The organism is Mesorhizobium sp. NZP2077 (assembly GCF_013170805.1).
In the GTDB taxonomy this organism is placed as follows: Bacteria; Pseudomonadota; Alphaproteobacteria; order Rhizobiales; family Rhizobiaceae; genus Mesorhizobium.
Map to the genome: position 1 here is coordinate 736,143 of NZ_CP051293.1, position 14,750 is coordinate 750,892.

Here is a 14,750-nt window from a genome sequence, read left to right on the forward strand (position 1 = left end):
ACGTCGGATTTCTTTCCAGACTGGCAGCAAACCCTTTAGGAAACGTATCCCCAAATCGATTATTCGTGGGTAAAATGCATTGTCCCTGGGAAGGTCGATGCAACTGGGGTCAACCCCTTGTTTTCAGGCCGATCTTCAGCCGTTTGGCCGGACGCGGTAGAGCTCCAGCGGGGCGCCGCGCGTCTCCGCTACCGGCTCCAGCCAGTCGGGCACGCTGCCGCGCATCAGCCCGGCCAGGAAACCGTCCGGCGCCCTGGCCGCGAACAGCCGGCTTTCCGTGTTGCCGGGGCAGAGCGCGACAAGGCCGACATGGTGGCTCTCGACGATTGTTTTGGCGTCAGCGGCGAAGCCCAGCAAGGCGTCGAACACCAGCAGGTTCCCGGCAACGTTGCGATGGTAGGGTCCGGCGAACACGCGATGCCCGGTGAAGGCGAGGATCGGCGAGCCGAGATTGGAGATGGCCAGTACCGTGGTGGGAGCCATCGCGCCAAGTGCGGCGAACGATGCCTTGCTGTTGCAAGGTGCATCGATGCTGGCGTCCTTGACAGGTGCGCCGGCCTCGAAAGCGCTCGATGCGGCCTCGGCGGCGCCTGACCAGATCGAGTTCACCGAGATCAACCAGGCGGCGGCCATCCTGAGCACCGAGCCGCTGGACGGGCTGGCCTCGGCCCGCTGCCGCCATTTGGCGATCCAGGCCGAAAGCGGGATCACCGCGAAGGCGATGGAGAAGGTCGAGCCGCGCACTTCCCATGCGCTGACCAGGACCGCCACCACCAGCAATGCGCCGACGAGGCTCTCCTGCCGCCGCCAGCCGCCATGGCCGAAGCGAAGCGCCATCAGCACGATCGCCACCAGCGGCGTGGCAAAGCGCGCCACTGCCCGGGCAGGATCATCGGAGACAAGCTGGACGATCGACTGCGCCTCTTCGATATAGCCGAGCCACATTTGCTGCAGGCGGGGGTCGAGATGGGCATAGGGCGCCGCCAGGCATTGCGGGAACAGCAGCATCACGACGAGAGCGAGAGCTACGGCAAGCAGCCCAAGCGAGATCAGGCGCCGGGCGAGCGTGGCGTTGGCGGCCTTCCACGACGAGATGATCGCCAGTCCGGCCCCGGCAAGCCCGGTGACGGCGAACTGCACGATCGAGAACGTGTCGCACTGGGCCTGGCCCCAGGATGACATGGGGACGGTGGTGACGAAGACGAGCGCCGAGACGCCGGCGACGCCGAGGCCGAAATCCCGGGCGATCAGCCTTTCGCCGTCGCCCTTGACGAGAAACAGCAGCGCGACGACGGCGCCGAGGGTTCCGGCATAGGGAGCGCTTTCCATGCCGATGGACAGGGTCAGCGTGGCGCAGATGCCCGCCACAAGGGCAGCCGGCCGGCGCGTGGGCGCCTCAAGCAGCAGAGCGAGGCTCGCCAGCGTCAGCATCAGCTGGACATTGTGATGATCGAGCGCACCGGGCGAGAAAATTCCGATGTAATACAGGGCCGCGCCGCCTACGACGGCAGCGGGCAGCACCGCATGCGGGCCAGCGAACGCGCGCGCGGCACGGATGATGAAGAAGACAGCAAGCCAGAATTGCAGCGTGGGCCAGAGTATTTGCACGATTTGCTCGGCCAAAGCGATGCTGCCCGTCAGGGCTGAGACGGCTAGGATGGCAAGCGCCTGCGGCGCGTCGAGCAGCCGCGACCAGTGCATGACGAAGCCGCCCTCCAGCCCCATCCGGTACTGGTGCAGGTCGAACCAGCCCTGGCCGCCCATGAGGTCGCGGACTTCGACCAGCTGCAGCAGGCTGTCATTGTCGCCCGCCGGATTGGCCAGTTGCGGGAACCCGGCATGGGCATTCAGCGCCAGCAGCAGCAAGGCGGCAAGCAGCGCGAACGCGATATCGGCCTTCCCTGAGGAAGTTCCCCTTGCTGTGCCCATCCCGATCGCCCCTGGCGGGAATGCCGGGCCTTTGCAGGCCAATCGACACTCGTGAAGTCGGTTCTAAACCTAGCCTTAACGGCTTCAATAAATAGTAAAACCGCCTGAACGAGGCCGGTTTCCGGCGCGCGACCTAGTGGTCGATAGGCTTTCGGAGACGAAAATGCCGCAAGACCCTGTCATCGCCGTGCTGCTGCCTTGCTACAATGAGGAGCTGACCATCGCCGAGGTGGTGCGGCGGTTCCGCGAAACGCTGCCGGCCGCCACCATCTATGTCTATGACAACAATTCGAAGGATCTGACGGCGCTTCGCGCCCGCGCGGCCGGCGCCATCGTGGTGCGCGAGCCGCGCCAGGGCAAAGGCAATGTCGTGCGGCGCATGTTCGCCGACATCGATGCCGACATCTATCTGATGGCCGATGGCGACGGCACCTATGCGCCCGAGGACGCGCCGCAGCTAATCAACACGCTTTTGACCGAACGCTCCGACATGGTGGTAGGCACCCGGCGCGGCGTCGCCGACGATGCCGGCCGGGCCGGCCATGCTTTTGGCAACCGTGTCTTCAACGGCCTCTACAAATGGCTGTTCGGCAGCGATTTCACCGACATCTTCTCCGGCTACCGCGTCTTCACCAGGCGCTTCGTCAAGAGCTTTCCCGCCGTCTCCGGCGGCTTCGAGATCGAGACCGAAATGTCGGTGCACGCCTCGCAGCTCAAATTGCCGGTCAGCGAGATCGCGCTCGACTATGGCCGCCGGCCTGAGGGTTCGGCGTCGAAACTGTCGACCTGGGGCGACGGCGCCAAGATCCTGTGGATGTTCGGCATGCTGATGAAGGAGACGCAGCCGCTGCGCTTCTTCGGCGCCTTTGCCGCGTTCTTCCTGGCTGCGAGCCTGTTCCTGATGGCGCCGGTGCTGGTCGAGTTCGCCGAAACCGGGCTGGTGCCGCGCATGCCGACCTGGGTGCTGTCGGTCGGCCTGCTGCTGTTGTCGATGCTGGCAGCGGTAACGGGGCTGATCCTCGATTCGGTCTCGCGCGGTCGGGCCGAACAGAAGCGCATTTTTTATCTCTCGATGCCTTCCGGGCGCGTCGAGCGGCGTACAGGCGAAGTGGTGCAAAAGCCGCAGCCGGGCAAGACCCCGCGCGCGGCCTGAACGATGCAACGTCTCGTCCGGTTTGCCTTCGCCGGCGGCATCGGCTTCGCCGCGGATGCGGTGGCACTCTGGCTGCTGCTCGCCGTCACGCCGCTCGGACCCTTCGTCGCCCGGGTGCTGTCGATCGGCTTTGCGCTCTGCGTCACCTGGCAGATCAACCGGCATCTGACCTTCTCGCCCTCGCGCCGCGGCGTGGCCAGGGAAGGCGTCCGCTATGGCGGCGTCGGCATCGCCACCAGTATCGTCAACTATCTCGTCTATTGCGCCATCCTGTTCGCGCTGCCGGCGACCCCACCGCTGGCGGCCCTTGCCGTCGCCTCGCTGGCCGCCATGGCGCTGTCTTTCCTCGGTTACTCCAGGCTGGTCTTCGACCGTTAATGCATGTCGCCCAAAAGTGGCTTCCCGGTTTTGGGGCAACGACATGCATAAAAGGAAATCCTAAAGCGCGTCGCATGGACGCGCTTTAGGCCGCTGGCCCGATTGGCAGAAGGCGCCGCGACCCTTATATCGCTCTCGTCGACTGCGTTGGGGACCTGCCATGAAGCTGAAAATCGCCGTCCAGATGGACCACATCTCCACCGTGTCGATCGCCGGCGACACGTCTTTCGCGCTGTCGCTGGAAGCGCAGCGGCGCGGCCATCAACTGTTCCACTACACGCCCGACCGGCTGTCGCTGCGCGACGGCAAGGTGTTTGCCCGCATCGAGGAGATGCAGGTGCGCGACGAGAAGGGAAACCACTATTCGCTGGGCGAAAAGGTGCGCACCGACCTGTCGGAGATGGACGTCATCCTGCTGCGCCAGGATCCGCCCTTCGACATGAACTACATCACCACCACCCACATCCTCGAGCGCATCCACCCGACGACACTGGTGGTCAACGACCCGGCCTGGGTGCGCAACAGTCCGGAGAAAATCTTCGTCACCGAATTTGCCGATTTGATGCCGGACACGCTGATCACCAAGGACAGCCAAGAAGTCGCCGCCTTCCGCAAGGAATTCGGCGACATCATCATCAAGCCGCTCTACGGCAATGGCGGCGCCGGCATCTTCCATCTGCACGAGGCCGACCGCAACCTTGCCTCGCTGCTCGAAATGTTCGGCCAGATGTTCCGCGAGCCCTATATCGTGCAGCGCTACCTGAAGGAGGTGCGCAAGGGCGACAAGCGCATCATCCTGATCGACGGCGAACCGGTCGGCGCCATCAACCGGGTGCCGGCCGAGCACGATTCACGTTCCAACATGCATGTCGGCGGCCGCGCCGAAAAAACCGACCTGACGGAGCGCGAGCGCGAGATCTGCGCCCGCATCGGGCCGTCGCTGAAGGAACGCGGCTTCATCCTGGTCGGCATCGACGTCATCGGTGACTATATGACCGAGATCAACGTGACTTCGCCGACCGGGGTGCGCGAGGTCGCCCGTTTCGGCGGCGCCGACATTGCCAGTCTGTTCTGGGATTGCGTGGAGGAGAAGCGGCGGAAGTCGGCCGCGTAATCTGCATTGTTACGGAGGACTTCGGTGAGCCCTGAGAAGCAGCGAAAGATGCTCTTTATCGAAAAGGACTGCTGAGCAAGCGGCTCATCACATCAAACTCTGTCCCGGAAGCGCCGAGGCCTCAGTTTCGGGGGAAGGAGACCGATAAGTTTGGTCTGCAATTTTCGCCGTGGTGTTGCCCAGTCTTCCAGCAGAAAACCCGCATCGGAGTTCTTTTCCAGCAATGCAAAAGCCGCAGACAGTCCGATCAAGTCGACCAAGGTCCTGCGCATTGAGTGGCGGAAGATTAAATGCTCCAGTCCCGGCGCCACTTCGCACCAACGATTGGCCAGTGCCCGCCGTATAGCTCTTTCGGTATCAGGCGACATCCTACCGAGGTCAACTCCGCCTCCCAGGACGCGCCCGTCCGCCCAGCTATTGCCGCCGTGAAGTCGATAACTGCCAAGAACCCGCTCAATCCTCACGGTTCCCCCAATCATATGGGCAGCACGAGCCATATAACCCTCGGCACACATCCTTATTTCGTCCGGATCAGATGGACGCATGATTTCAAGCGGAGCTCGACGAAACATCATCCCCGATGTGGTTGACCAAAACCAACCCACAGTACCCCGATCAACAAATAATAATGTTGGGTCAGCTTCCGTATCGACATGCAGGTAGCCGCTCATTTTCGGCATCGATCGCGGGTCATTCAGGTGGAATACGGGATGACCGCCAGCAAGCAGGTTGCCGGCCGCATCTATCAACACCTGATCGGAGCTCGACATCGCCGCGATACGGGTGTGACTGAGATGCGCTGTCGCATGGCATTCTATGAAGTCAGGATGCCAAGCATCGTCACCGTCAAGAAAGGAGATCAGAGGTCCGGCCGTCGCGTCAAGCCCGGTCATCATTGTTGCCAACTGCCCGCCATTTTGCTGTCGGGGCAGAAAGCGGAAACGACTGTCGCCAAGCTGGGACAGACACTCTTCAATCCTTCGGTGGGAACCGTCGGTCGAAAAATCATCGACCACCACGCACTCGAACGCAGTGTACGTCTGCGCCGCTACGGATCTGATCGCAGTGTCGATGAATGCCTCTTGATTGAAACAGCCTATGCAAACGGATACGGTTGGTAGTGCGATGTGAGAATCAGCCCCGCTTGGGAGGATGCTTTCTTTCACGAGGCGCTCCTCCGCACACCAAATTTGATCGCCTGAGATATTGGCATCCAGCGTTGCGCATTTGTCTTTTATCGCGATTCAAACGAGTCATCTGCGACGGAGTCGGAAAGAGCACGAATAAATCGGCACAGGGAGTTTGCGCCGCACCACGTCTTTATCAACGAGGTTGACGGCACCGGCAAGCCTGTTCGATCGATCCCTTTCAGGTGCGGTCGATGCCTTCGTCACCGCTTAGACGGCAACAGCCTCAGATTGCCGGAGGAACTGGTTGCCCTCCTAGCGCGGTTGAGAGCAAGCGGAAGTAGCCCGTTTTCATTTCGTATTAACCATGTTCCGCTTTTGCAACCCGACGCAATCCGGCTGCAACCCCTGCGATTGCCTGTTCCCGTAATGTTCTTGATTTGACCGTAGAATTGTGATTGTCTTCCGCGAGGGTCATTCTAGGCCAATTGCGCGGGTTGCGGCCCGCATCCGGGGTGGGAAAATGGTGGCGCGGGTTCGCACGGTTGCTTTCCAGGGCATCGAGGCCGTGCCGGTCGACGTGCAGGTGATGATCGCGCCCGGCAAGGTCAACATGCATATTGTCGGCCTGGCCGACAAGGCGGTGGCCGAAAGCCGCGAGCGCGTGCAGGCAGCGCTCCACGCGTCTGGCCTGTCGATGCCGTCGAAGAAAGTCACCGTCAATCTGGCGCCCGCCGACCTGCCCAAGGAAGGCAGCCACTACGATTTGCCGATCGCGCTTGGCCTGATGGCCGCCCTTGGCGCCATTCCAGGCGACATGCTGGCAGGCTATGTCGTGCTTGGCGAATTGTCGCTCGACGGCACGATTGCCGCCGTCGCCGGTGCCTGCCGGCGGCAATCGGCGCCAATGCCGAGGGCAAGGGCCTGATCTGCCCGTTCGCCTGTGGGCCGGAGGCGGCCTGGGCCGGCAAGGATTTCGACATATTGGCGCCGCGCAGCCTGATTGCCATCGCCAACCATTTCCGCGGCACGCAAGTGCTGTCGCGGCCGGAGGCCGGCATTCATGCCTCGGCGCGCGACCTGCCCGACCTTGCCGACATCAAGGGCCAGGAGATGGCCAAGCGGGCGCTGGAAGTGGCGGCGGCCGGTGGGCACAATCTGCTAACATTGTGGCTAATTAAACGGCGCGCGATTGTCGAGGCCCGGAAAGGCCGTTAATGGGCCGGAAGCGGTCTGTCCGGTTCTGGGACGAAGCTAGCCGGAAAGCCGTCATTCCGCTCGGCGACCCCCTCTGGGCCGAAGCAACGTTGCTTCATGGCTCACACTCTATTTTTTTGCCTTCACCTTTGAACCGGAGCGAGGACTTCCCGTTCTTTCTGGCGCTGGAATAGCGCCCTCTGAAGGCGGCCTCTTCCGTCGTAAGAAACCGACAGGCCGTTGTCTCACTCGTCTCGGTTCATTCCGCATTTATGAGTTCACCACCCTAGTGACGGAACCGGTAAACGCGTGCCAGTCTGTTCGGCACCATCATCAGTTCGTCCGCAGTTCTGAAACCGGCGTCGCGGCCCATGCCAATCCAAGTCGCGGCCGTCTCGGCATAGTCGGATGCGCGGCAGTGGCTCTCAAAGGCGGCGAACTCCTCGTCGGAGATCGACGCCCACTCAGGCCTCATCTGATGAAATCGCTCCAGCCATCCCTCGCGATCTTCGCCCTCGAGGCGCGTGGGCTCCCAAATCAGGAAAAGACCATCTCGCGGCAATAGGTCTCGGATTTTGCCCATGAAGATCCCCTTGTCCGGCGCAAGAAGATGGTGCAGCGACTGACCAATCCATACAACGTCAAGCGGTCCCTTCCAATAATCGATGGCCGCAACGAAATCTCCGCAACGCAGTTCGACCGGACAGCTGAGTGGGGCAAGCGCTTCCTTGGCTGCGTCGAGCGACGGTTGGGATATGTCGATGCCGATATATCGTGCGACGTTGCTGCCGGCCAGTGCGGCTGCCGAACCGGGAGCTGTGCCGCATGCGAGATCGGCAAAGACGAAGCCATTTGAGGCCTCATCGAGTAGAACTTGGCGCAGCACTCCATAGACTTCCCTGTGGGCCATGTAGTTCGCCGCCACCACTTTCTGGTAGGTGGCAAGACCCTTCGCGAATAGTTCCTGGTCGGACCTCATAGACCCCTCCCATGACCGAACATTTCGCGTACCGGAACCCACAGCACTGCGCTCATGTCTTTCGGACATCGGTTCGATTCGGCGCCAGGCAGCGGTTCGCAAAGGCGCAAATGCCAGTTTGAGCCCTGAGAACTGTCCGCCTGCGGCCGGGGGCAGTCAATGGTAAGTTTGAAATAGCGAACCTGAGGCACGTGAGGTGGAGTGACACGGATATCCGCGTTAACTGCATCCCTCCCGTCAATTGACACTCGGCTAATCCGGGATCGCGGGAATGAAACCGTTGATGCAATGATATCGGCAAGTCCACTGAGCAAGTCCGGCGAGATCGGCGGCAGGACTGGCACTATCTAACCTGAACTATTCGAGGCCCGCACGACGTAGGCCATCGATATACCTAGAGCGGTCCTCAGTCCGGATCAGTGGATAGTATTTCTCGACCCAGGCGATGCTGACGTTTGGCTGCAGACGTTTGCATTCAGCGAGGCCCTGTCGAGCGAGCTCTAGGTCGCCCGCGAGGCCCGCTGCTGAGGCGAGCGTGCGCCAAGCCGTGCCGAAGTCGGGCCGGAGCTGGACAGCGCGCCGCTCGGCGACAACTGCTTCGTCATAGCGGTGTGCGACCAGATGGCATAGTCCCTCGGTTGAAAGATTCGCGGCCTGAAGGTAGTCGCGCGGGCTCAATCGCGTGGCGATCTCCAACTGGCGATAGCCGTCTTCCGCAAGCCCGGCGTACCCGTACGCGAGGGCCAAAAAGACCCGCGCAATGGCGAAACTCGGGTTGCGCTGCAGCGCTTCGTTCAGCTCTTCAACCGCCGGTCCGGTGCGTCGCGCGAACGTGAAAACATAGCCTGCGGCCAGGTGGGCCCATGGGTCTTCCGGATCGAGGTCGATCGCGTGTTGGGCCAAAGTCAGACTATCGGAAATGCCGCGCTCGTGGTCCATGGTGCCGAGCTGCACCCGCGAGGCGAAGATCCACGCCAGCAGGCAATGCGCCCGCGCGTAGCCGGGATCGAGTTCAATGGCCCGTTTCAGAAGGTTGATGCCGGTGTCGTCTTTTTGGGAAACCCAGACCCATATGTAGGGCATGGCCCTAACGACGCAGCCCCAAGCATCGAGGCTTTCGGTTGGCTTGCTCCGCAAACGAAGGTTGTCGGCAGCGTAGAGCTGCGGTTCGATCGCCGCGACAACGCTAGCCGTGATCTCGTCCTGTAGAGCGAATATGTCGGTGGTGGGTCGGTCGTAGCGCTCCGCCCATATGTGATTGCCGCTAGCCGCGTCGATGAGCTGGCCAGTTACCCGCAGGCGCTCACCCGCCTTTCGGACGCTGCCTTCCAGTACATAGCGAACACCGAGCTCGCGCGCGACCTGACGGATATCTGGCGCCTTGCCCTTATACGCGAAGGTCGAATTGCGGGCGATGACGAATAAGCCGCGAAGTTTCGACAAGGCGGTGATGATATCCTCGGCGATCCCGTCGCCGAAGTATTCCTGCTCTGGGTCGCCGCTCATGTTGTGGAAGGGCAGCACGGCGATCGAAGGCTTGTCGGGCAGCGCTAGTTTTCCACCTGACAGTCCGGGAACAATCGGCTCGCTCGACGTGTACCGGCTCAAGGCCACTCGATAGGCTCGCACTGGCCGTGCAATGTTTTTGAGTTCCTGATCGCCGAGATCCTCGAATTCTTCCTTCAGCTTGTCGCGCACCTGCTCATATGCCGCACCTGAAAGGCAAATCCCATTTGGTTCGGCAATACCTTCCAAGCGGGCAGCAATGTTGACACCGTCGCCCATCAGGTCGCCATCGCTCTCCTCGACTATGTCGCCGACATGGATACCTATGCGGAACTCAATACGTCGATCAGGCGGCACGCCCGCATTGCGCTCAATCATGGCGTTCTGCACTTCGATCGCGCAGCGCACTGCTTCCACCACGCTGCTGAACTCGACGAGACTCCCGTCGCCTGTGCGCTTGACGACGCGACCACGATGAACAGCGATGGTGGGATCGATGAGATCGCTGCGCAGCGCCCGCAGCCGTGCCAAGATGCGATCCTCATCGGCGCCGGCTAGCCGGCTGTAGCCAACTACATCCGAGACCAGGATCGCTGCTATTTTGCGGGTCTCACTCATTTCACCTTCAGCCTGAAATTAGCGATCCAACACGGTAAGGCTTCCCCGTCACAAAACAAGGCGACAGACCAAAGGTAGATAGTCCGAACGATTGGTCACATGTGACCATTGGGTCTGCCGCCTATCCGAACGTCTGCTTTCAGGAAACGACGAGTCGGATCTCAACGGCCGATTTGAGGCGCAAAGCCGCCGAAGTGGTCCCTTTCGCGTTGCCTCAGATTTGCGTTCAGCCGTATCACTCCCGGCGGGTCCGCCATGCTGATGGTCGGTCCGCCAGGCTCCGGCAAATCGATGCTGGCGCAGCGGCTGCCGTCGATCCTGCCGCCGCTGGCGCCGAAGGAATTGCTGGAAGTCTCGATGATCGCTTCGGTGGCGGGCGAGCTCGGCGAAGGCAAGCTGACCGACCGGCGGCCGTTCCGCGCCCCACACCATTCGGCCTCGATGGCGGCGATGGTCGGTGGCGGGCTGCGCGCCCGGCCGGGCGAGGTGTCGATGGCGCATCATGGCGTGCTGTTCCTCGACGAGTTTCCCGAATTCACGCCGCAGACGCTCGACGCGCTGCGCCAGCCGCTGGAGACCGGCGATTGCATGATCGCGCGCGCCAACCATCGCGTCACCTATCCGGCGCGCATCCAGTTGGTGGCGGCGATGAACCCGTGCCGCTGCGGCATGGCCGGCGAACCGGGCTATCGCTGCCTGCGCGGCGATCGCTGCCGCACCGACTACCAGGCGCGCATCTCCGGGCCGCTGCTCGACCGCATCGACCTCAGGATCGAAGTGCCTGCGGTCTCGGCCAGCGACCTGATCCGCCCCGACCGGGCGGAGAAAAGTGCCGCCGTGGCGCTGCGCGTCGCCCGCGCCGCACCATCCAGCGCGAGCGTTTCGAGCGGCTCGGCGTGACCAGCGCCACCACCAATGCGCACTGCGCGCCGGCGGTCATCGAGGACATCGCCATGCCCGATGCCGCTGGCCTGTCGCTGCTCAAGGACGCCAGCGAAAAGCTCGCCTTTTCCGCTCGCGCCTACCACCGCGTCCTGAAGGTCGCGAGAACGCTCGCCGATCTCGACGCCAGCGAGACCGTCGGCCGCATCCATCTGGCCGAGGCGATTTCCTATCGCATGAGTTCGGAACGGGTGGCGCTGGCGGCTTAGAGTTCGCGGGCGGAGGCCGGCATCCATACCCAGTCGCGCGACCTGCACGACCTTGCCGACATCAAGGGCCAGGAGACGGCCAAGTGGGCGCTGGTAGTGGCGGCGGCCGGTGGGCACAATCTTCTAACATTGTGACCAATTAAACGAATGATCGAGCCCAGAGAAGGCCGCTAGGTGGCCAAGACCTATCATTCGCGACCATTTTTCGAATTCCCGGAAATGGGCCGGTTGCTGCTCTTCCGCTTTCGGGAGGAACTTTTCGCGTGGGCGGTCGCTAGCCGAAGCCGGCCTCGCCCATGACGAGATACTGATAGCTGCATGTAGCCCTCGAAGTCGGCTATGTACGTAACACGGCAGGGGAAATACGGGGACGCTCGATGCCAATGTTCGGTTCCGAACCCACTGGAGGCTGACCGGCGGGTTTTGTCATTTTTCTTGACTCATACCTGTCCGGTCGCAGTCGTTGGCGGCGGTCCCTTTTCGACACTACGGGCTTCGAAATCGTCCCAACTGATCCAAGATCAGACCGTTGCCGGCCAGTTTACGAGCGCGCCCGGCTTTGCCGGATCGTACAGTGACGGATCCTCTGCTCGCTTCAGAATATAGCGTTCCGGGATATCCAGTCTGCGGACCATATCGATGTTAGGGCCGCGCCGGCTCGACAACGGAGGCACGACGAGCGTCGAGATCGGTGACAACGCGCTGGGGTCCAGCTTGTCAAGGCGGAACGGGCGAATGACTGGGTCGCATACCGGCAGCACACTTGCCTCGTAGACAATCACGTAATGATCCGCTGGGTAATGCGCACGGAGCGCTTCTTTGAGCACTTCGATATTTTGTCCGATAGGGAACTGCCTGCGAAATCCGATTTGGCCGATAACCCCGACCTGCCACAGGACCAGCAGGCTGTTCGGGTCGAAGATGCGGTCATATACAAGAAAGTCGGTTGCCTCGAATGACTGGCAACCGACGCGCCCGGGATCGATGCCAAGATCGGCAAACAGGCAATCTTCGGCCGAAACGGCCGCCTTCATTTCGGCACGATAGCCTTCCGTCCGGGCCTTCAGGACAGCCTCGTGAGCTGGGAAGACGAAGATGCCGGGGTGCCCGTAGAAGGCGGCGCATGTTTTTAGCCCCGCCCGGACATGGTCCAATATGCATTCGGTCATCTTGTAATAGGTGTCGATCCTGTCCAGACTCTCGTCATACAGGGAATAGATGGATTCCGCCGTGCTGTTCAACTGCTCAAGGTGGGCGGCGGTTGCCACGTCTGCCACGACATACAGTAGCTTCTCCGCCTGAATGATGATGGATTCCGTCGAGGCCGTCATGTTCCCCGCCAGCCCGATGCCGGTACCGACGACGATCAATTCGCCGGAAGCGATCTGTTTCACAATGACCTCCTGTCGTGCGGATGCACACGTTGGTACAAAACCCTGGCCAGAAACTATGACCAACCAAGTCTGTCTCGACGGGCGGTAGCGCTAACCTTTGGTTGAAAGCTGGCCCGCACACGGTGAACGAGTGCAGTTCTATAGGCCTGTGCGGGCCAAAACCTGTTTCTAGGAAGCTGTCGTCGTTCGAAAACAGTCAGAGAACCACGACGACGACTGTTGTATCTGCATCCGCTGCGGCAAGGCCGCCCCGGCCTCCGATCGCCTGGCCGATCAGTTCAGGTTTCTTGCTCAGAACAGCAGTGATTTCCTTGTCTGACAGGCCAGCATTGTTCATCGCGCCATAAGGATCCGCCTTGAAGGTAGTCATTTTCGCGTGGTCCTTGGCGATATCTGTCAAGTAAGCTGCGAGTTTTCCGGCCATTGTCTTCCCTCACTCAAAAGGCAGCCATGCGTTGTTCACACGCCAAAAGAATGTTTTAACAATGGAAATGAAGTCAACGCAAGTCTGCGCGCACCGATTTGCTTCGGCCATGGTAGTTTACACCAGGTCTTCTATCAGTCAATGCGCATATATTCCTATCGTTTTTGACCATTGAATTTTCTGACATATTTTATATTTATTCAAGGAACTTGGTAAATGAAACGCTTGCTCGTTTGATAAAACTGAGGCCGTTCGCGCCGACGCGGTCCGGTCAGAATCTGGTGGACGTGCTGTATTGATAGCGGCCAATTAGAACGGCCCGCCGCCGCGATTGCGGGCGCCGTCAGCGAAACTAGCACTACTTTGGCATTTTTTTGGTTCTGGGAGCGTTTGAGGATTCCCAAGAGCGGTTTTGCGTGATTCATGAGAGGTCGGCTGTTGGAGGGGCCGGCCATGAACAGGGATTGGCAAGTCGATCTGGAGCAGTGGCTTGAGCCGTTCGTCTCGGCGTTGAGGCACAAGACGCGTGCGCGGATGTGTCCGGCCTATATTGCTGGGCTGATTGGCCTTGGGGATCGCAAGAGCATCCAACCGATGGCGGCGCGCGACGCAGGCGTCAACTATGACCAGCTGCACCACTTCATCGCGAGCGGCGTGTGGGATGCTGGGCCGCTGGAGAAGGTGCTACTTGCGGAGGCCGACAGACAAGTTGGCGGGAACGATGCATGGCTGATCGTGGACGACACAGCGCTCCCCAAGAAGGGGCGCCACTCGGTCGGCGTCGCGCCGCAATATGCCTCGGCGCTTGGTAAGAACGCCAACTGCCAGACGCTGGTGTCGCTGACGCTGGCCTCTAGCGAAGTGCCGGTCATGGTGGGACTGCGGCTGTTTCTGCCCGAGAGCTGGACTTCCGATCCCGCCCGGCTCGACCGTGCCGGTGTGCCCGAGGACCATCGTGCCTACAGGACCAAGCCCGAAATCGCGCTGGCCGAGATCGACCGGGCTCGCGCAGCCGGCCTACGCTTTGGCTGCGTGCTCGCCGATGCCGGATATGGCTTGAGCGCCCCCTTCCGGCAGGCGCTCACCGAGCGCGGCCTTACCTGGGCCGTCGGCATCCCGTTCAAGCAGAAGGTCTATCCCGCCGACGTGGCAATGATCTTTCCCGTTGCCGGACGCGGCCGTCCGCGCCAGCGGCATATCCCCGATGTGAAGTCGATGACCGCGAAGGCGATGCTGGAGACAGCCCCATGGCGCGCGGTCAGTTGGCGGCGTGGCACCAAAGGCCGCCTCTCGGCGCGCTTCGCCGCTGTCCGTGTCCGGGTTGCAGATGGCCCACCCCAGCGCATCCGCGACATGGGCGCTCAGCATCTGCCCGGCGAGGAGGTCTGGGTGATCGGCGAGCACCGCTCGACCGGCGAGCGCAAATACTACCTCTCCAACTTGCCCGCCGACACCCCGCTCAAGCAGATCGCAGGCGCCATCAAGGCGCGCTGGGTCTGCGAACAGGCGCATCAGCAGCTCAAGGAGGAACTTGGCCTCGACCACTTCGAAGGGCGCTCATGGACCGGCCTGCACCGGCACGCGCTGATGACGATGATCGCCTACGCCTTCCTGCAATCTCGCCGCCTCAAACAAGCGGGAGGGGGAAAAAAGAATCGTTGGCCCGCCGCCCCAACCGAGCCTACCCGCCGTCAGGCAAGCCATCCTCACCGCGCTAGCGCAGCCGCCCCCAATCCGTTGTCCCCACTGCCGCAGAGCCCTCTCCGCTAACAATCTGCCA

The 14,750-nt window shown here is 61.6% G+C and carries 10 protein-coding genes and 3 pseudogenes; 7 read left to right on the forward strand and 6 right to left on the reverse strand.

The window, feature by feature from the left end:
- Positions 1 to 135 precede the first annotated feature (135 nt).
- A complete protein-coding gene (locus HGP13_RS03445) occupies positions 136 to 1,929 on the reverse strand; it encodes a GtrA family protein (RefSeq protein WP_172221547.1) in 1,794 nt (597 codons plus the stop codon).
- Positions 1,930 to 2,092: 163 nt separating this feature from the next.
- Here HGP13_RS03445 and HGP13_RS03450 point away from each other — a divergent pair, with 163 nt between their 5' ends.
- The 3 genes from HGP13_RS03450 (at position 2,093) to gshB (ending at position 4,574) form a co-directional block, all read left to right on the forward strand.
- On the forward strand, positions 2,093 to 3,082 hold the full coding sequence (locus HGP13_RS03450; protein ID WP_172221550.1) for a glycosyltransferase: 990 nt from the start codon (positions 2,093 to 2,095) through the stop codon (positions 3,080 to 3,082).
- A 3-nt stretch (positions 3,083 to 3,085) separates the two neighbouring features.
- Positions 3,086 to 3,460, forward strand: coding sequence for a GtrA family protein (locus HGP13_RS03455; protein ID WP_172221555.1), 375 nt, complete (start codon positions 3,086 to 3,088; stop codon positions 3,458 to 3,460).
- 160 nt (positions 3,461 to 3,620) lie between these two features.
- Positions 3,621 to 4,574 carry a glutathione synthase gene (gene gshB / locus HGP13_RS03460; RefSeq protein ID WP_172221560.1) on the forward strand — a complete coding sequence of 318 codons (954 nt, stop codon included), beginning with the start codon at positions 3,621 to 3,623 and terminating at the stop codon, positions 4,572 to 4,574.
- Positions 4,575 to 4,666: 92 nt separating this feature from the next.
- Here the strand turns inward: gshB and HGP13_RS03465 are convergent, their stop codons facing one another.
- Positions 4,667 to 5,740 (reverse strand): glycosyltransferase, encoded by a 1,074-nt coding sequence (locus tag HGP13_RS03465; RefSeq protein ID WP_172221563.1) that lies wholly within the window; start codon positions 5,738 to 5,740, stop codon positions 4,667 to 4,669.
- A gap of 484 nt (positions 5,741 to 6,224) precedes the next feature.
- Here HGP13_RS03465 and HGP13_RS03470 point away from each other — a divergent pair.
- A pseudogene (locus tag HGP13_RS03470) lies at positions 6,225 to 6,865 on the forward strand (magnesium chelatase domain-containing protein); the annotation flags it as partial.
- A gap of 319 nt (positions 6,866 to 7,184) precedes the next feature.
- Here HGP13_RS03470 and HGP13_RS03475 read toward each other — a convergent pair.
- Together HGP13_RS03475 and HGP13_RS03480 are read right to left on the reverse strand one after the other, a co-directional pair.
- Complete coding sequence (locus HGP13_RS03475; RefSeq protein WP_172221566.1) at positions 7,185 to 7,877, reverse strand: class I SAM-dependent methyltransferase; 693 nt, start codon at positions 7,875 to 7,877, stop codon at positions 7,185 to 7,187.
- 357 nt (positions 7,878 to 8,234) lie between these two features.
- Positions 8,235 to 10,001: an adenylate/guanylate cyclase domain-containing protein gene (locus HGP13_RS03480; RefSeq protein WP_172221569.1), complete on the reverse strand. Its 1,767-nt coding sequence runs from the start codon at positions 9,999 to 10,001 to the stop codon at positions 8,235 to 8,237.
- Positions 10,002 to 10,244: 243 nt separating this feature from the next.
- On the opposite strand from HGP13_RS03480, the pseudogene HGP13_RS03485 reads away from it, so the two are divergent.
- Positions 10,245 to 11,152, forward strand: a pseudogene (locus tag HGP13_RS03485) (ATP-binding protein); the annotation flags it as partial.
- Between the two features lie 3 nt (positions 11,153 to 11,155).
- Positions 11,156 to 11,284: pseudogene (locus tag HGP13_RS38720) on the forward strand (ATP-binding protein); the annotation flags it as partial.
- A 389-nt stretch (positions 11,285 to 11,673) separates the two neighbouring features.
- Here HGP13_RS38720 and HGP13_RS03495 read toward each other — a convergent pair.
- Together HGP13_RS03495 and HGP13_RS03500 are read right to left on the reverse strand one after the other, a co-directional pair.
- Positions 11,674 to 12,546, reverse strand: coding sequence for an SAM-dependent methyltransferase (locus tag HGP13_RS03495; RefSeq protein ID WP_210266340.1), 873 nt, complete (start codon positions 12,544 to 12,546; stop codon positions 11,674 to 11,676).
- A 196-nt stretch (positions 12,547 to 12,742) separates the two neighbouring features.
- Positions 12,743 to 12,970, reverse strand: a complete 228-nt coding sequence (locus HGP13_RS03500; RefSeq protein ID WP_172221572.1) for a hypothetical protein — start codon at positions 12,968 to 12,970, stop codon at positions 12,743 to 12,745.
- A 453-nt stretch (positions 12,971 to 13,423) separates the two neighbouring features.
- Between HGP13_RS03500 and HGP13_RS03505 the strand changes: the two genes are divergently transcribed.
- Positions 13,424 to 14,740 carry an IS701 family transposase gene (locus tag HGP13_RS03505; RefSeq protein ID WP_172221580.1) on the forward strand — a complete coding sequence of 439 codons (1,317 nt, stop codon included), beginning with the start codon at positions 13,424 to 13,426 and terminating at the stop codon, positions 14,738 to 14,740.
- Positions 14,741 to 14,750 lie beyond the last annotated feature (10 nt).

Coding starts and splice junctions, on each gene's coding strand:
- HGP13_RS03445 (WP_172221547.1), bottom strand. CDS start 1,929: ATGGGCACAGCAAGGGGAACTTCCTCAGGGAAGGCCGATATCGCGTTC.
- HGP13_RS03450 (WP_172221550.1), top strand. CDS start 2,093: ATGCCGCAAGACCCTGTCATCGCCGTGCTGCTGCCTTGCTACAATGAG.
- HGP13_RS03455 (WP_172221555.1), top strand. CDS start 3,086: ATGCAACGTCTCGTCCGGTTTGCCTTCGCCGGCGGCATCGGCTTCGCC.
- gshB (WP_172221560.1), top strand. CDS start 3,621: ATGAAGCTGAAAATCGCCGTCCAGATGGACCACATCTCCACCGTGTCG.
- HGP13_RS03475 (WP_172221566.1), bottom strand. CDS start 7,877: ATGAGGTCCGACCAGGAACTATTCGCGAAGGGTCTTGCCACCTACCAG.
- HGP13_RS03480 (WP_172221569.1), bottom strand. CDS start 10,001: ATGAGTGAGACCCGCAAAATAGCAGCGATCCTGGTCTCGGATGTAGTT.
- HGP13_RS03500 (WP_172221572.1), bottom strand. CDS start 12,970: ATGGCCGGAAAACTCGCAGCTTACTTGACAGATATCGCCAAGGACCAC.
- HGP13_RS03505 (WP_172221580.1), top strand. CDS start 13,424: ATGAACAGGGATTGGCAAGTCGATCTGGAGCAGTGGCTTGAGCCGTTC.